General features: G+C 32.7%; 16 protein-coding genes and 2 pseudogenes. 4 read left to right on the top strand and 14 right to left on the bottom strand.

The features are described 5' to 3' along the window. Window positions 1-4 precede the first annotated feature (4 nt). Together DYE57_RS01895 and DYE57_RS01890 are read right to left on the bottom strand one after the other, a co-directional pair. A pseudogene (locus DYE57_RS01895) lies at window positions 5-857 on the bottom strand (YitT family protein). A gap of 107 nt (window positions 858-964) precedes the next feature. Beyond that, window positions 965-1,291, bottom strand: coding sequence for a thioredoxin family protein (locus tag DYE57_RS01890; RefSeq protein WP_115312660.1), 327 nt, complete (start codon window positions 1,289-1,291; stop codon window positions 965-967). A 277-nt stretch (window positions 1,292-1,568) separates the two neighbouring features. On the opposite strand from DYE57_RS01890, the gene DYE57_RS01885 reads away from it, so the two are divergent. After that, window positions 1,569-2,621, top strand: a complete 1,053-nt coding sequence (locus DYE57_RS01885) for a zinc-dependent alcohol dehydrogenase family protein (protein ID WP_115312659.1) — start codon at window positions 1,569-1,571, stop codon at window positions 2,619-2,621. A 70-nt stretch (window positions 2,622-2,691) separates the two neighbouring features. On the opposite strand, the gene DYE57_RS01880 is transcribed toward DYE57_RS01885, so the two are convergent. From DYE57_RS01880 to cidR, 6 genes are all read right to left on the bottom strand, one after another. Continuing rightward, window positions 2,692-3,450 carry a CPBP family intramembrane glutamic endopeptidase gene (locus tag DYE57_RS01880; RefSeq protein WP_115312658.1) on the bottom strand — a complete coding sequence of 253 codons (759 nt, stop codon included), beginning with the start codon at window positions 3,448-3,450 and terminating at the stop codon, window positions 2,692-2,694. 193 nt (window positions 3,451-3,643) lie between these two features. Beyond that, on the bottom strand, window positions 3,644-5,671 hold the full coding sequence (gene ptsG, locus DYE57_RS01875; RefSeq protein WP_115312657.1) for a glucose-specific PTS transporter subunit IIBC: 2,028 nt from the start codon (window positions 5,669-5,671) through the stop codon (window positions 3,644-3,646). Window positions 5,672-5,911: 240 nt separating this feature from the next. After that, a complete protein-coding gene (locus tag DYE57_RS01870; protein WP_115312656.1) occupies window positions 5,912-7,651 on the bottom strand; it encodes a pyruvate oxidase in 1,740 nt (579 codons plus the stop codon). Between the two features lie 47 nt (window positions 7,652-7,698). Continuing rightward, a complete protein-coding gene (locus DYE57_RS01865) occupies window positions 7,699-8,388 on the bottom strand; it encodes an LrgB family protein (RefSeq protein ID WP_115312655.1) in 690 nt (229 codons plus the stop codon). Then, entirely contained in the window at window positions 8,385-8,777 is a 393-nt protein-coding gene (locus tag DYE57_RS01860) for a CidA/LrgA family protein (RefSeq protein WP_115312654.1), read from the bottom strand. The genes DYE57_RS01865 and DYE57_RS01860 overlap by 4 nt, the downstream gene beginning before the upstream one ends. Window positions 8,778-9,118: 341 nt before the next feature. Further along, window positions 9,119-10,006 (bottom strand): cidABC operon transcriptional activator CidR, encoded by an 888-nt coding sequence (gene cidR / locus DYE57_RS01855; protein WP_115312653.1) that lies wholly within the window; start codon window positions 10,004-10,006, stop codon window positions 9,119-9,121. A 184-nt stretch (window positions 10,007-10,190) separates the two neighbouring features. On the opposite strand from cidR, the gene DYE57_RS01850 reads away from it, so the two are divergent. Together DYE57_RS01850 and DYE57_RS01845 are read left to right on the top strand one after the other, a co-directional pair. After that, window positions 10,191-10,406 carry a sterile alpha motif-like domain-containing protein gene (locus DYE57_RS01850; RefSeq protein WP_115312652.1) on the top strand — a complete coding sequence of 72 codons (216 nt, stop codon included), beginning with the start codon at window positions 10,191-10,193 and terminating at the stop codon, window positions 10,404-10,406. Window positions 10,407-10,658: 252 nt separating this feature from the next. Further along, window positions 10,659-11,093, top strand: coding sequence for a CHAP domain-containing protein (locus tag DYE57_RS01845; protein ID WP_115312651.1), 435 nt, complete (start codon window positions 10,659-10,661; stop codon window positions 11,091-11,093). A gap of 79 nt (window positions 11,094-11,172) precedes the next feature. Here the strand turns inward: DYE57_RS01845 and DYE57_RS01840 are convergent, their stop codons facing one another. Continuing rightward, a complete protein-coding gene (locus DYE57_RS01840) occupies window positions 11,173-12,450 on the bottom strand; it encodes a hydroxymethylglutaryl-CoA reductase, degradative (RefSeq protein WP_115312650.1) in 1,278 nt (425 codons plus the stop codon). 236 nt (window positions 12,451-12,686) lie between these two features. Here DYE57_RS01840 and DYE57_RS01835 point away from each other — a divergent pair, with 236 nt between their 5' ends. Further along, window positions 12,687-13,853, top strand: coding sequence for a hydroxymethylglutaryl-CoA synthase (locus DYE57_RS01835; protein ID WP_115312649.1), 1,167 nt, complete (start codon window positions 12,687-12,689; stop codon window positions 13,851-13,853). Window positions 13,854-14,275: 422 nt separating this feature from the next. On the opposite strand, the gene DYE57_RS01825 is transcribed toward DYE57_RS01835, so the two are convergent. The 5 genes and pseudogenes from DYE57_RS01825 to DYE57_RS01805 all read right to left on the bottom strand — a co-directional run bounded on the left by DYE57_RS01825 (window position 14,276) and on the right by DYE57_RS01805 (window position 18,009). Then, on the bottom strand, window positions 14,276-14,794 hold the full coding sequence (locus tag DYE57_RS01825; protein ID WP_115312648.1) for a methylated-DNA--[protein]-cysteine S-methyltransferase: 519 nt from the start codon (window positions 14,792-14,794) through the stop codon (window positions 14,276-14,278). A gap of 138 nt (window positions 14,795-14,932) precedes the next feature. Next, a pseudogene (locus tag DYE57_RS01820) lies at window positions 14,933-15,396 on the bottom strand (hypothetical protein). Window positions 15,397-15,586: 190 nt separating this feature from the next. After that, window positions 15,587-15,769 (bottom strand): FeoB-associated Cys-rich membrane protein, encoded by a 183-nt coding sequence (locus DYE57_RS01815; RefSeq protein WP_115312647.1) that lies wholly within the window; start codon window positions 15,767-15,769, stop codon window positions 15,587-15,589. 13 nt (window positions 15,770-15,782) lie between these two features. Further along, entirely contained in the window at window positions 15,783-17,777 is a 1,995-nt protein-coding gene (gene feoB / locus DYE57_RS01810; protein WP_115312646.1) for a ferrous iron transport protein B, read from the bottom strand. A gap of 4 nt (window positions 17,778-17,781) precedes the next feature. Further along, window positions 17,782-18,009, bottom strand: a complete 228-nt coding sequence (locus DYE57_RS01805) for a FeoA family protein (RefSeq protein ID WP_115314109.1) — start codon at window positions 18,007-18,009, stop codon at window positions 17,782-17,784. Window positions 18,010-18,027 lie beyond the last annotated feature (18 nt).

Raw genomic sequence — 18,027 nt, 5'->3', positions numbered from 1 at the left:
TCATTTACTTAATATTTATAAAGCCTTTACCTAAAACATCACGGACATCATGAATAACAAGAAAGACATGTTCATCATGAGAATTTACAATTTTTTTACAGCTCTAATCTGACTTTGAGAAACAACTGCATAAAGAATTTCAGTATTACTTTTTTGATATACACCTTTACCACTGAGTAGCGTAGCCCCTCTACCTGTCATCTCGTAAATATCTGAACTGATTTCCTTATTATGTTTGGAAATAACTGTAACTGCCTTTTTAGGATTAAAACCTTCTACTACAAGTGACATTGCCTTTTCGATAATGAAAAGCATAACGATTGTGTAAAGTACATTTGTAATAGGTAGAACGAGTAAGAAAGATAATACAATCACTGCATCTAAAATAAGTAACGCTTGAGATGTCTTAATTTCATTATATTTACCCATAATGCGAGCAATCACTGATGTACCACCCACCCCACTGTACTTTGTGCGGTAAGAACTAAACCAGAGCCAATTCCTAGTATAAGCCCAGCAAATATTGAACTAATAAAATTATCATGAATACCTAATCCAAATGATTTTGTTAAATCAAGAAAGATTGAATTTGCAATAATTATAATAGTGGTATAAATTGCTGTTGTTCGACTTAAAAATTTCCAACCTACAGCAATCAAAATCGCATTAATGATGAAGGAACTAAGTATAGGTGAAATACCTAATGTATAATTCAAGATTAAAGAAAGACCGATAGAACCACCTTCGCCTAAGTTACCAGGTATGACGAAACTATTCACTCCTATAGCAATAATAAGTGTACCAACGAGACATAAAAGTATATTAATGAAATGTTCTTTTCTTTGTTTGTTATTCATTTGAGCCTCCTTCATCTATAAGCATATCGTATGCAATTTAAGATAATGGTGCGTCGTTAATCATAACATGAATAATCAAACAGCCCAATGAATAAAAAATTTTTAATTTATTCAACTACACCATACATCTTATTAAGTTGATGTTCAAATGTTTGCATATCAATAAATCGACCTTGTCGATGCATTTCTTTACCATTCATAAATATTAATTCAACCGGCACAGTAAAAATGCAAAGTTCCCCAGCAATATCTTTTAATTCTGATTGATTAATCACACCAAATTTCACTTTAGGGTATTCCTCCAATAAATCTTGTATTTGAGGTAATACCGCGTGACATACACTACAATGATTCCTCATTACATGTATAACTGTTAATAGATTAGAGTTAATAAAATCATGATATTGTTCAATACTTTGAATATTTTCATACATTACCATCACCCACCATTCTTTATCTATTCAATGATTCAATAAAATATGAGTTTAATTACTTTAATCATATCCTATTTTGTTTATATTTGAAAAACTAGTGTTTGATAAAAGTTAACCATTTTCTATATGATATTGAATGTCAAATAATAACTCTACTTATCGTGTAAAATTTTCTTAAAAAGTTTCAATTTCTGTCATAAATAAAATTAATCTGTCAGGAAGAAAACGTGATATAATTATTGCTAAATAAATCACAATGTGTTACGGAGGTATTGATATGAAAGCTTATGAATATTTAAAGCCTGGTTATGCTCAATTAACGGACAAAGAGAAACCAACAATTGTTGATAGTACAGATGTCGTCATTCGAATGGTTAAAACAACAATATGTGGCACAGATTTACACATTATTAAAGGTGACACTCCAGAAGTTAAAGAACACACAACTTTAGGTCATGAGGGTATCGGTATTGTAGAAGAAGTTGGTGATAACGTCAATAATTTTAAAGTTGGTGACAAAGTTATCGTATCTTGTATCTCATCATGTGGCAAATGCTATTATTGTAAAAAAGGTATTTATGCACACTGTGAAAACGGTGGCGGTTGGATATTAGGTCACCTCATTAATGGAACACAAGCAGAGTATGTAAAAGTACCATTTGCCGATAATTCCTTATATCACGCTCCATCTAGCTTACAAGATGATGCCCTTGTGATGCTGTCAGATATACTTCCAACTGGTTATGAAATTGGAGTATTGAAAGGTAAAGTTAAACCTGGATGTACTGTTGCCATCGTAGGTGCTGGTCCAGTTGGTTTAGCGGCGTTATTAACAGCTCAATTTTATTCACCTTCAAAAATTATTATGATTGATTTAGATAATAATCGCCTAAAAAATGCCAAAGAACTTGGAGCAACACATGTTGTTAATTCTAAAAATCCTGAAGTAGCCATCCAAAAAGTCAAAGAATTAAATCATCGCGGTGTCGATGTTGCAATTGAAGCTGTAGGTATTCCGCAAACATTTGATTTATGTCAAAACTTAATCGGTGTAGATGGTACCATTGCAAATGTTGGTGTACATGGATTACCAGTGCAATTTGATATCGACAAACTATGGATTAAAAACATTAATGTAACTACTGGTTTAGTGTCTGCTAATACAACTGAAGAGTTACTTGAAGCACTTAAAAGTAAAATCATCCAACCTGAACAGCTCGTTACACATTATAGTAAACTAAGCGACATAGAAAATGCTTATGATTTATTTAGAAATGCTACGGATCACAAGGCCATCAAATTAATCATCGAAAACGATATTACAGTTTAATATAAAAAATGACCTGATTGAAAAGACTATTGTCTTCCAATCAGGTCTTCATATTTAATATTTAAATATATTATCTAAAATATAACCACAAATATCCTATAAATACCGGAAGTGTTGAAACAGAGTTGTTGAGCATATGAACCATCATACTATCTTTAATATTCCGTCTCCTATCATAAGCTAGATATAATGCACATCCCATGAAAAAGTATAATGCATATGAAAAAATATTTGTTGATAAATGTTGAGAACTAAAAACCAGAGACGAAAGAATCAATGGTAACCAGAATCGGCATTTCATAAATAAGGTTTCTTTAAATATACCTCGGAAGAGTAGCTCCTCAAGATAAGGTCCAATAACGCATATCATTAAAACAACTGTGATAGCGATTGAGATATGTGGTAAATGATCTTTTTGCATGAATACACTTAAGCTTTCATCAATATTCTTCTCATTTGCAGTACTATCACTTCCAGTAAATGTGAGCATTAAAATACTACCCCCAATACTAAAAGCAGTTGCTAATAAGAAAAACCCTATATTAATTAAAATATCTTTACCTCTTATTCTTTGATGTGGATCTTCATATGTATGATTTAAATAGTAACCTCTAACGAGCCAAATAATTAATAATACTATCCCTAATATCAACATACTTACCGCAATGGTTGTTAAGTTCCTTAATTGAGTTGAAAAAGACAATGCTAAAAGTGAAATGGCAAGGGGTATTTGTATCAATACAATCATACCGATAAACATCAATATATTTAAAAATTTGTTACCTTTAGCCCTTCTTCTAGAACGTTTATCTTGCTTCAAGTTATCCATATTACCTCATTGCCCCTCCTACTCTAAGATATTTATTCTAACATCAACATTGCCGATAATTAACTTTATTGTCAACTCAACAGTCATCTTCTTTCACAACAAAATCTCATATGTATAATAAAAATGGAGATAATTTACCATCACTAATAAACATCTCCATTCAAGATTAATTTAAATGCTTTGATTTAAATCGTTATTTAATTTTCATAATAGATTTTTCAAGATCCACTTGTTTAACATCTTCAATCGTTAAAATTTTATCTCCTAGATTTGTAATAATGACTGGGGTAATTACACTTGGAGCGTTCTCTTTCAAGTAAGCTAAATCAACCTTCATTAATGGTTGACCTTGGGTTACAGGTTCATCAGCATTAACTAAACTTTCGAAACCTTCCCCATTTAGTTTAACTGTATCAATACCAATATGAATTAAAACTTCGACTCCCGTATCTGATTCTAAACCAATAGCATGTTTAGTTGGGAATATCGTTTTAACTGTACCATCAAATGGTGCTACGATTTCACCAGTTTCAGGTATAAATCCTACACCATCACCTATCATTTTTTCAGAAAATACTTTATCTGGAACATCTGATAGTGGAATAATTTCTCCAGTACCTGGTGCGTAGATTTCAGTTTCAATAATATCTTCAACATGTACAGGCGCATCTGAAGTTTCTTCAGTAACGGTTGTTTCGCTTGGTTTAGTTATTTCACCACTCATAATTTTAGCCATATCATGCTTAATTTGATCAGATTTAGGTCCAAAGATGGCTTGCATATTATTTCCAACTTCAAGTACTCCTGAAGCACCTAAAGCTTTAAGTCCTGCGACATCTACTTTAGATTTTTCATTCACTTCCACTCTTAAGCGTGTAATACATGCATCTAAATGTTTGATATTTTCTTTGCCGCCCATTGCTTTTAACACATCGAATGGTAATTGACTCGCAGACGTGTTGGTAACTGTCGCCTGCTTATCTTCACGTCCTGGAGTCTTAAAGTTAAATTTAACAATAAGGTATCTGAAAGCAAAGTAATAGATTACCGCGTAAACTAAACCTACTGGAATGACCAGCCACCATGATGTCTTATTCGGTAAAATACCCAATAGGACATAATCTATGAATCCACCTGAGAAAGTATAACCTAGATGTACATGCAATAAATACAATGTTAAGAATGATAAACCATCAAGTATAGCGTGGATAAAGAATAGTAATGGTGCTACGAATAAAAATGAGAATTCTAAAGGTTCAGTAATACCAGTTAAAAATGATGTTAATGCTGCAGAAAGCATTAAACCCGCAACTACTTTTTTATTTTCAGGTTTAGCAGTATGATAAATTGCTAATGCTGCTGCAGGTAAACCGAACATCATGACAGGAAACTCACCTTGCATGAATTTACCAGATGTTAAATGTGCACCTTCACGTATTTGTTCGATAAAGATACGTTGGTCACCACGAATAATTTCTCCTGCTGCACTTTTCCAAGAACCAAACTCAAACCAGAATGGTGCATGGAAAATATGATGTAAGCCAAATGGTATTAATAGACGTTTAATAAAGCCGAATGAAAATACCGCTAAACCTGTATTAGAGTCTAATAATCCTTCACTAAATGCATTTAATCCATTTTGAATAAATGGCCAGATGATTGCCATCGGGAAAGCTAAAATGAACGAAGTTGTCGCCATCATAATCGGTACAAATCGTTTACCTGCGAAAAAACCTAAGTATGATGGTAGAGAAATGTTGTAAAACTTGTTATAACACCAGGCGGCGAGAGCCCCGATAATAATACCGCCAAAGACACCAGTTTGTAGTGTCGATATACCAAGAACTTTAGCATATCCCTTAGATGGATCTGATAATTGTCCAGGAGTTACGTGTAAAAATGCTCCCATCGTTTTATTTAAAATAATAAAGCCGACAAAAGCTGCAATTGCTGCAACGCCATCCCCACCAGCAAGTCCTATTGCTACACCTAATGCAAAGATGATAGGTAAGTTATCAAAGATAATTCCACCTGCACCTGTCATCATGTTAGCGACTTGTTGAACGACATCATTTTTAATAAATGGTAAATAATGCTGCAACGATTCACCTTGGAAAGCTGTCCCAATTGCTAAAAGTAAACCAGCTGCTGGTAAAATCGCAACGGGTAACATCAATGCTTTACCAATACGTTGCAATTGACCAAATAGCTTCTTAAACATATCAATTCAATCCTCTCTAACTAAAATTCATGCATGTTGTTATAGAAAAAGACATGAACAAATAAGACCACTGCTTTCATTACAAGAAAGATTGGTAATTCTTATTTGCTCATGCCTGCATAATCAGTAACACGCAATCTATTTGATTCACATATAGTATACATGTTTAATAAAGCGTTTACAAGAACAATTTCAAAAAAGAACTCGACATTTTAATCGAATTCTTAAAGAAAGCACCTATTATAAGAAGCGTTTTGCAGCTACAGAGATTGGTGGGATCTGATCAAAGTCTAAATTTTTATCTTCAGTGATTGATCTATAAGCCCATTTACTATAGCCAAATGCTTCTTCATTAACGATTTTACCTGGTAATGGTGCAGCGTTTGGATCTACATGTACATCTACAATTGTTGGTACATCTTGAGCCATAGCTTCTTCAACAATGTCATCTAGACGACTAGCGTCTCTAACAACATAACCTTTACCACCAACAGCTTCAGCGAATTTAGCGTGATCCATATCAGAGAAATCAATTGCGTATTCTAATTCACCAGCGGCTTGTTGTTCATATTTAATGAATGATAACTGTTTATTATTTAACACAAAGATGGTCATTGGTAAATCATATTGTACAGCTGTTGCGAAATCTTGCATTACCATTTGGAATGCACCGTCACCTGTGATTGCCACAGCCTGACGTTTAGGATATGCAATTTTAGCTGCCATTGCACCTGGTAAACCACAGCCCATTGTACCTAACCAGCTTGAAATAATAAACTTATTATTAACTGAAAGGTTAAGATAGCGTGTAGACCAAACTGTAGATGTACCTACATCTGCAGAGATAATAGCGTCATCTTTCAAGTTATCATTGATTGCTTTCATCAAACGTTCTGGACGTAATGGTGATTTATTATTATTTAAATCTTGTGTCATCCATTTATCCCAAACAGCTTTACGTTCTAACGTTTTATCTAAGAATGGACGTTTCGCTACATGTTTAATATTTTCAGTTAGTTGATGGAAGGCAACTTTACTATCTCCCAAAATGCCAACATTGATTTTAAAACGTGCACCAATATTTTCTTCATTAGTATCCATTTGGATAGCTTTAATATTCTTCTTAGGTAAATAGTTGACATAAGGGTAGTTTGTACCTGCCATAATTAACAGATCCGCATCTTGAATTGTTTGGTAAGATGTCTTAGTACCAATTTTACCTAGATTACCAATATTATAAGGATGATCATCTGGTAAGATTGTTTTTGCTGGTAACGTGTGAATAACTGGAATTTTAGCCGCTTCAATAAATTCACGCAATTCATCTTTAGCATTTTGTGTACCTAAACCAATTAGCATTACTGGCTTCTTAGCTTTATCGATTAATTTAGCTGCTTTTTTAATACTTTTGAACTTAGGTGAAGCTGGTTTTGGTTTAGTTGTATCTACTGCACGTTTTGTAGTGTCTTTAATTTTTTGAGTTAATAAATCATTTGGACAAATGATTACTGAGACACCTTTTTTCTCATATGCAGTACGAATAGCTTCATTAGTAATTTCAAATACATTATCACCTTTTTGAACTTGGTGGCGATATACAGCTACATCATCAACCATTTTAGATATATTCGTTTCTTGGAAGAATTTAATGCCTAATAAAGTACTATTTGTTTGACCAGCAATGATAAGTTGAGGAACATTATCCATTTTAGCATCATACATACCATTTAATAAGTGTACAATACCAGGACCTCCGATACTTAATGCAACCCCAATTTTACCTGTCATCTTAGTATAACTAGCAGCAGCTAAACTTGCCACTTCTTCGTGACGTACATGATAAAACTTAAATTGATCTCTTACAGTACGTAAGCTATCAACAACAGCATCTACTGAGTCACCAGGAATACCATATAAATGATCGATATCCCAAGCTTGTAGTGCTTTAACTAATGCTTCGTTTGCTTTAATTTGTGCCATTTTAACAAATAGCCTCCCTTTCTATTAATATGAGTAAATCTTTCCCTTTAGTAAAACAATAAAATCAGTATTGGTATAAGGACAGAGCTAATCACTGCTGTTAAAATCATACCAATTGAACTAAACGCTCCTGATTCTATATCTAGTTCTAATGCTTTAGCAGTACCAAAAGCGTGAGACGCGTTCCCATAAGTTAGTCCCCTCGCAATAGAAGATTTAAATCCTCCCATACGTAAAAGCATAGAACCTAGAATACTGCCGATCAATCCTGTAGTTATGATAAAGAGCACAGTAATTGTGTCTGTTCCTCCCAATTTTTGAGAAACTTCTATTCCTACTGCTGCTGTAATTGATCTTGGTAACAGGGTAACAATCGTGTCTTTAGAATAACCAAAGATTTTCAACGTTGTAAATACTAACACAAAATTAAGTACTACACCAGTCAACACGCTTGCAAAAATTACAGAGAGATATTTCTTTATTTTCTTTTTATTCTCATATAAAGGATATGCAAGACATACGACAGTCGCGTTTAATACGTGATTAATCCAAGTGCCACCTTTCATATACCCCTTATAACTGACTCCGCAAACCAATAAAACGATAATAATTCCAACCGAAGCAATAAGCGCTGGATTTAATAGTGGATTGTTATATTTATCTTGAAGTTTCTTAGAAACATAATATAGTACGACTGTTAATAAAATCATTAGAACTGCTTGTAAATATTCGTTCATGATTGATCAGTTCCTTTATTAGAATTACTTTTTCCTACCATTTTTTCAGCAATAAATCCAGATGATAGTGCAACTAAGCATGTACCTATAATAATGACAATAAAAAATAGAATGTAATTTAAAGTGATATTAGAAACGACATCCATGATTCCTACAACAGATGGAATAAAGAAAAATACCATTGTTTTAAGTAAGAAGTCTGCACCAACATTAATCCATTTTTCTGGAATAATCTTAAACTGTAAAAGTAGGAAGAATAGAATTAAACCAACAATGCTCCCCGCTAATGGGATGTGTAGTATCTTCTGCACTTCTGTACCTATAAAAGTGATTAGCATAATAAGTGCAAGTTGAAGTATGAGTTTGATTATAAATTTAACTTTCTCCATCAACATCATCCCTTTCTAGAAAATGTGTCCAAATTGTTACTAATTTTTTCAGTTATACTTTCCATTATAATTTTCGCTATTATATATTAAAAATATTTATTCAGAATATTTTCTATTACTTATATCTATGTAAACGTTAACAATTTAAACTAAAAAAACTGTTAATCGTCATCAGACAATCAACAGTTTACACAAACTATTTTAACTACATGTTAAACTTTTTGAAAAATTATTTAAACTTAGCACAATCTAAAGATGCTTTATCCGAAAGCTAAAAAATGGGAAGTTATAAACCCGAAAAGAGTTTTTTCAGTTAACTTTATCAATCAGTTTCTTAAATCTTATTGTTCTTTAAATAATCTTTCTTTAAGAAACTCTATCCATTTATTCGTAGCATAACTAAGACGTTTATCTTTTTTCCAAACCACTCCAAGCTCCCACGTTGTGTGTGTGTTCTCTAAACGCACGATTTTCACATCTTCATTTAATAATTGTGCAATAGTAGTTGGCAATATAGACACACCTAATTGATTACTGATGAGGTTCTCAATAACGTTCCATTGCGAAATTTGAGATACCATATTGGGAACGAAACCAGCATTTTTGGCATTTTCAATAATTTTATCATTAAGATAAAAATCTTCATTGAATAAAATGAAGTTTTCATCGGCCAATTCTTCCATTTTAACAGAAGATTTTTTTGCAAGTGGATGCTCCTGGTTTAAAACAACAATAAGTTCTTCTTTATTTAATGATATACATTCAAATTGCTGATGGTCGACAGGCAATGTAGTCACACCTATATCAACTTCATCATTTAAAATAAGGTTTTCTGTTGTTTTACCGCCACTCTCAATAAGGTTATACGTAATATTTGGATAAAGTTTATGGAAATCACCTAATACTCCTATAAATTTACTCATACTCATCACTGCTGACATACTAATGTTAATATGACCCGTTTCTAAACCGTAAAGACTATTGATTTCGGTAGGTAAATTACCATAAAGTGCAATAATTTCTTTACACTTATTAAAAAAGATTTTCCCAGCATCCGTAAGAACTAAATTTCTTTTACTTCGATCGAATAAAGAGACAGCCATTTCTGCTTCAATATCTTTAATTGCTTTACTAATTGTAGGTTGTGCTATATACAAAGACTTAGAAGCATTTGTCATACCACCTTGTTTTACAACCTCAACAAAGTATTTCATATGTTTAATATCCATGCATATCCCTCCCAATTTGTGTCATAGTTATCGTTAAAGTATATTTAATTATACAATAAGATTGACCTTTTTACGATTAATAAATTTTTAGAATATAATTTATTTTTTCTGCATTTACAAGTATTTTAAAAATTGAAAATATGTTACAATAATTTTCAGCTCATAAAAATTTTGAGGTGAGAGAGTGAGCTTTTACGAATTTATGCAAAATTTCCTTGGTGATGACACACCATTAGGTGAATTGGTTGCTTGGATTAATCAAGATATCAATTTTCCTAGAGAAGTGAAGAGCCAAAATGAAATATTGACATATTTTCGAAATCATCCATGTCCTGAAAACATACAAGTAGCGAGTATTAAACGCGCACTATCCGTTTTCAACCAATTCACCAACGTATAAATTAGTGTTATTACATGATTTTAACATTAACGCATACTTATATACATGGAGTTTATCATCTCGTACGGCGTCCATTCGGGCGTCATTTTTTATTTATAAGTTTTATACAATATTAACTATATTACAAAATCTATGTAAATATTTCAGTGACGTTACATTTAGTTTTTTAATCCATTTCTTATGTTGTATTACGTATTTTTAAAGATTATTATAAATACGGTTATTAAAAAATAAATTTTTTGGGAGAAAGAAATGGAACTTAAAAAATTATTATCACGTATGATTATCGCTACTGTAATTATGTTCACTGGAACTTTAACATATCAAACTTTAGAACAAACACACGTATCACATGCTGCTTCATACAATTACTATAATAAAAAACAGTGTACTTGGTGGGCATTTAAACGTCGTGTTCAATTAGGAAAACCTGTATCTAATCAATGGGGCAACGCCAAAAATTGGTATTATAAAGCACGTCGCACTGGTTATAAAACAGGTCATAGACCAAAAAAATATGCAATCATGCAATCTACTTCAGGTTACTATGGTCATGTTGCCATCGTCGAAAAAGTATATAAAAGTGGAAGCATTAAAGTTTCTGAATATAACTATAATGTGCCATTAGGTTATGGCACTCGTGTCTTAAGTAAATCATCTGCTCACAACTATAACTACATTTATTAATGTAATAATAAAAACCATCAAACAGGTTAATCCTATTTTGTTTCGTATAACTGGATATACCCGTTTGATGGTTTTTTAGTTATGAATGGCGAATATTTTCTAAAATTTCTTTAGCTTTTGCTGTGTTAGCTTGTGTTTCATGTTTAATTGCATCCGCTACTTGTTCAATTTCTTCGCCTTGTGCACCTACAACAATTGCCAATGATTTATATTGTAAACTCATATGACCTTGTTGGATACCTTCAGATACTAATGCACGACATGCGGAGAAGTTTTGAGCTAGACCTACAGCTGCCACTACATGGCCAAGTTCTTGAGCACTCTCAACATTTAAAAGATCAAGAGACGCCTTTGCGATTGGTAATACATTTGTACCACCTCCAACGATAGCTAATGTCATTGGCACTTCAATCGTCCCTACTAATTTACCTCTTGCTTTATCATAGTTCCAAGTTGCAATACCTCTATAATGACCATCTCGACTCGCATAGGCGTGTGCACTTGCCTCAGCACCTCGAGTATCATTACCTGTCGCGAGCACTACTGAATGTATACCATTCATTACCCCTTTATTATGAGTCGCTGCACGATGAATATCTATTTGTGCAAGCACTGAAGCTCGTTCCATGCGATATGCAACTTCCTCGCCACTCCTTTCTCCTCTATTTAAATCCTTAACGTCTATTTCACCTTGTACTTTGACAACTGATGCTGTCGCGTGATTAGATAAAATACTCATTAAGACATTATAATGTGGAAACTCAATTTTTAGGTGTGCTGTGATAACTTCTAAAATAGTGTTTAACATATTAGCACCCATAGCATCTTTCGTATCAACATAAATTTTTAAAGATAATAAATGCTGTTCAGGGAAAGTATCAATTTCAATTCGACGATAGCCACCACCTCGTGCTTTTATAGATGGATAAGCAGCATCAGCGATTTTATGAATGTTTGACTCTAGTTGTTCAATATTTAAAGCCAATTGCTCCGTATCATTCACTTCGTCAAAGACAATCTGACCTATCATAAGCCTCTCGCTCGAAACTGTCTTAAACCCTCCACTTTGATTTACCAGTTTAGCACCATAACTTGCTGCTGCAACAACTGAAGGTTCTTCCACCATCATTGGTACAACATACTCTTTATCATCTACAATAATTCTAGGTAATAATCCCACCGGTAATGAACCTTGACCAATTACGTTTTCAATTAGACTAATTGCTACTTCTTCATTGATAAGTGGTTGGTTAAGTAGTACATCATAGTTATCTGTTTTTAACCAACCGTAATCAACAAGTTTCTTTAACTTATCCTTTCGGGCTAAATGTCTAAAACCCTTATCTAAACTTTTCATTGATAAACTCCTTTTATACGTAACTATATTTATTTTAAATTGCTCTAATCATCCTTAGATTTATATTTCAATTTATGTTGCATAAATTATTAACTTAACTTTGCAAAATGTTGCGTGAATCGCTTACACAACTTATATACTTTAGTTAAAGATTCTGTTATATTTCATTGTATAAAATGATTTTTCTCTGGTATGATACTAGTGCTACTTCTAAAATAGAAAGGATGTAACATCATATGAATATAGGTATCGATAAAATCAACTTTTATGTGCCCAAATATTATGTAGATATGGCCAAATTAGCTGAAGCGCGCCATGTTGATCCAAATAAATTTTTAATTGGCATTGGTCAGACAGAAATGGCTGTCAGTCCAGTCCACCAGGATATTGTATCTATGGGAGCAAATGCTGCTAAAGATATTATAACAGAAGAAGATAAAAAGAATATTGGTATGGTAATTGTAGCAACTGAATCTGCAATTGATAACGCAAAAGCAGCAGCAGTGCAAATTCACAACCTTTTAGGCATTCAACCATTTGCAAGATGTTTCGAAATGAAAGAAGCTTGTTATGCAGCAACTCCTGCTATACAACTTGCTAAAGATTACCTCGCACAACATCCTAACGAAAAAGTACTTGTGATTGCAAGTGATACTGCACGTTATGGCATCAACTCAGGTGGTGAACCTACTCAAGGTGCTGGTGCTGTAGCAATGATTATTTCACATGAGCCTAGTATTTTAAAACTTAATGATGATGCTGTGGCATGTACAGAAGATGTTTACGATTTCTGGCGTCCAACTGGTCATAAATATCCTCTAGTTGCTGGTGCACTGTCTAAAGATGCTTATATTAAATCATTCCAAGAAAGTTGGAATGAATATGCGCGTCGTCAAGATAAATCTCTTGCTGACTTCGAATCATTATGTTTCCACGTCCCTTTCACAAAGATGGGTCAAAAAGCTTTAGACTCAATCATTGATTATGCCGATGACACAACTCAAAAACGTCTTAAATCAAGCTACCAAGATGCTGTTTATTATAATCGTTATGTGGGCAACATATACACAGGTTCTCTATACTTAAGTCTTATCTCATTACTTGAAACTCGAGATCTTAAAGAAGGTCAAACTATTGGTCTCTTTAGTTACGGTTCAGGTTCAGTAGGTGAATTCTTTAGTGCCACATTAGTAGACGGTTTCAAAGATCATTTAGATATTGAAAGTCATCAATCATTATTGAACAATCGTATAGAAGTTTCAGTAGATGAGTATGAAAGTTTCTTTGAACGTTTTGATAACTTAGAATTCAATCATGAACTTGAGCAATCTGCAGAGGATAAAGATATCTTCTATTTAAAAGAAATTAATGATAACATTCGTAAATATCATATTGCTAAATAATCATCATAAAACTAAATTGTATTTCATTCCTAACATAGTGGTAGTGAAACAGCATTCATATTGAATTCGTTGTTCCAACCCGGCCTCGAATCCCAACTTGCCTTGTGTGTTGAATTTCTGTGTGAAATTCTCTTTGTTGGGCTCAGTTGAAAAAGCTTGATATAAGCGAATTTTCAATTTAGTCTTCGCCTGCCAATATGTAAAAAATTCCTGAGACAATGCTTGATGTCTCAGGTTTTATTTTATATTCAATACTGATTATTACATTTGATTTTATAAATTTTATTAAATACAAATGAATGAGATATCATTTAAACACAATAAGCATCGCAACTCAAATGACACAATTTATAAATTTAGTCTTACTATTTCTGACTACAGATTGATTAAGATACCATGATAAATGGTTAAAGCATACTTATCTATGGCTTAGTGCTCTTTTTAGGCCTATACAAATGCGTCATATCGACTTTCTCAAGTTCTAGCAATTTGATTTTATTATCAACTGTTCCGCCGTAACCAGTTAAACTTCCATCTTTACCAACAACACGATGGCAAGGGATAATAATAGAGATTGGGTTACTGCCAACTGCGCCCCCAACAGCTTGGGCTGACATCTTAGGTTTACCTAGAACGTTACCTACACGTTTGGCAATATCCCCATATGTTTTAAGTTCCCCATAATCTATATGTTCTAGCTCTCGCCATACAGTACGTTGAAACTCACTTCCTGTTGGTGATATAGCAAAGTTAATAGATGGTTGATGACCTTTAAAATATTCATCTAACCAGTATCTGGTATCTTTAAAAATAGCAAGTTGATTATAAGAACTTATATTCTCCATATGTTGATTGGGATATAAAATATGTGATAATGATACGCCATCTTGGGTTATTAATTGCAATGCACCTAGTGGTGATTCATATATCGTTTGATACATGCTTATCTCATCTCCTTGGAAACATCTTATAACTTCAACCACCTCTTTCTCAAGAAAAAACCAATTAATGCGTTATATAATGAATACACATTAATGGGTCCTATAAGAGGAATTACAACATTATTATATTTTGATTAATTATTCAAAATTATAAAGTACATATCCTTTAGCCTTAGCATATTCTAAAGCTAAAATTTCTAAAATATTGATAAATGCAGGCTCATCTTTTACTTTAATATATTGGAAAGTTAAACCGTGTTCTAACGCAGTGATCTTTTTAAATTATCCAAATTTAATTCTTTACTTTGTGCATAACCTTTTCTAAATTTTGTTGTACCAGCATCTGAGTGTGCGTTATATTGACCTAATTTTGTAAATAAATCCTTTTTAATTGGTTTGTAAGTCGCAGAATAACCGCCAGTTTGACCTACGAATACTGGTTTTTTACCATCAAAGATAACATAAACCCCAAATTTATCTTTGACTTTTTCTCTGTCTTCTTTAGTAAAAGATAATGCTTCTTTTTTATCATATTTGAATAATTTTTTCAGTTTTTTATTATTATCATCTAATAAGCTATCTAATTTTTTGCTTCCCTTCATAAGTCCGAACCTCCATTAAAATAATCTTTGTATCATACTTTGACATAATACATATAATATATCACCTTTTAAAATTTTTAATCATTATTTTCAAAAATTAATAATACCTCAATGTCTCCTTAATAAATAAACCTCTTTATCTCACAAAATACTTTCGTAAATAAAGAGATTTAATGTTACTACTTAATATCTATGATTTAATATGTGGAATATTTAATTGATTCTTATTTGAAGTTGGGATTGTATTGCAATCACAACCTGTTTTACATCCCCCACATTTACCTTGTTTTGAACGTTTGAAAAACTTAACTAATGTCATAGCTGTGTAACCAAAAATAGCCATAAATAATATTGTATTCACTAATATGAACATATCTATTCATCCTTTATATAAATAATTGACTTGCTTGATAAAATACTAATGTTAATACATACGCCGTTAAGATAGGATAAACAACGGCAATTAACGTCCATTTCCATGAACTTGTTTCTTTACGAATTGTCGCCACTGTAGAAATACATGGAACATAAAGTAAAATAAATATCATAAATGCATATGCTGATAATGGTGTAAATTGTTGTTGAATCACGTGTGCTAAACCATTCTCACTAGAGGAATACAAAATTGCCATTGAACTAATGATAACCTCTTTAGCTAAGAATCCAGGAATTAACGTAGCACCTGCTTGCCAAGATCCAAACCCTAATGGAGCAATAAGATGCGCAAATCCTTGCCCTATCATGTGCATAAAACTTTGATCAATCTTCACATTGACACCATGAGGACCAATATAAGTAAGGGTCCAAATCACAACTGATCCACCAAAAATAAATGTCCCTGCTTTTTTTACAAATCCTTTCGCTTTTTCCCAAGTACTACGCCACAATGTTTTAAAAGAAGGCACTCGATAAGTAGGTAACTCAACAATAAAGACTGATTGATCGTCCTTCAAAATTAATTTATTTAATATTGTACTTACTAATAGTGCGACAATAATACCTAAAACATATAAGCTAAGAACAACTAGAGATTGATAAGCTGAGAAAAATGCACCTACGAAAAGCGCATATACAGGTAAACGTGCTGAACATGACATAAAAGGTGCAATCAAAATAGTAATGAGCCGTTCTTTTTCATTTTCAATACTCCGCGCTGCCATAATACTTGGTACATTACATCCAAATCCTATTATCATAGGTATAAAAGACTTACCACTTAAACCGATAGACTCCATCGTTTTATCCATCAGCACAGCTATTCTAGCCATATAACCTGAGTCTTCTAGTAAAGAAATAAAGAAAAATAGTACGACAATCTGTGGTACAAAAACAAGTACTGAACCTACGCCTGCTATAATTCCATCAGTAATTAAATCTTGAAGAAATAGCATAACATGCAGTGCATTCATCCCCGTTTTTACCCAATCAGATAATGGTCCGCTAAAGAATGCGTCTAATTGATCTGATAATGGCGTTCCGACCCAAGTAAATGTCGTTTGAAAAATCAGCCACATAATACCTAAGAAAATTGGGATGCCTAAATATTTATTTAATAATAATCTGTCCACTTTCGAAGTAAAAAATTGCTTGTCCTCTTCGGGGTATTCTACGACTCCCTCTAATAAACGATCGATATAATCATTACGTATCGCTTCGATTTGCTGACGTATAGTTTGGTCTGAACCATTGTTTAATCCATTTTTAATAGGTTCTAATTGCTCCAATGTTATAGTATTAAGCTCTTGATATATTTGAACATTATCCAATAAATATTGTATAGCTATAAAACGTAATCTTTCAGAAGGAAAACTTTCATGTTGCTCAATGATGGTACTCATTTGTTTAATTGCTTCTTCAATTTTCAGGCCATAATTGATTTTGAATAATTGACGTTCTTGAGGTTTTAAAAATTTTAATTCACCAAGTAAAAGGTTTGTACCTTTCGCTTTTCTCGCCACAATTGGAAACATAGGTACCTTTAACTTTCTCATTAATACATCGTGTCTAATTTTAATACCTCTTTGTGTAGCTACATCAATCATATTTAACCCAATTATCATTGGTCGATTTAGTTCCAGAAGTTGTATAGTAAGATTTAAATTTCTTTTCAATTGACACGCATCAATAATATTAATCATGCCTGTAAAAGGGATTGACATTAAATAATCTGTAACGACAGTTTCATCTTTAGAGATAGGTGACAAATCATATATTCCTGGTAAATCAACTAAGTCACCAATGTTTTCCTTTAATTTTCCTATTTTCTTTTCAACTGTAACCCCACTCCAGTTTCCAATATACTCATAGGAACCAGTTAAAGCGTTAAATAAAGATGTCTTACCTACATTAGGATTCCCTAAAATACAGTAACTTTCAGTCATAATACTACTCCTCTAATGCTATGAGTCGTGCATCACTTTGTCGCAAACTGAGATACTGTCCATTCACCTCAACGACACTTGGACCATTTAACAAACATTTTTGTTTGATACTAATTTCACTTCCAATGTTTAAACCAAATGCTCCTAAACGATATAACATATTTTTATTAGTAATACCTATATGCTTAACTCTATACTTTTTATTTTTTTCCCCATTGTTAATACTAATCAATATATTCACACTTTCTAC

This window comes from Staphylococcus saccharolyticus (assembly GCF_900458815.1).
In the GTDB taxonomy this organism is placed as follows: domain Bacteria; phylum Bacillota; class Bacilli; order Staphylococcales; family Staphylococcaceae; genus Staphylococcus; species Staphylococcus saccharolyticus.
The sequence above is the reverse complement of the archived record's forward strand: the minus strand, read 5'-3'. Positions and strand labels throughout refer to the sequence as shown.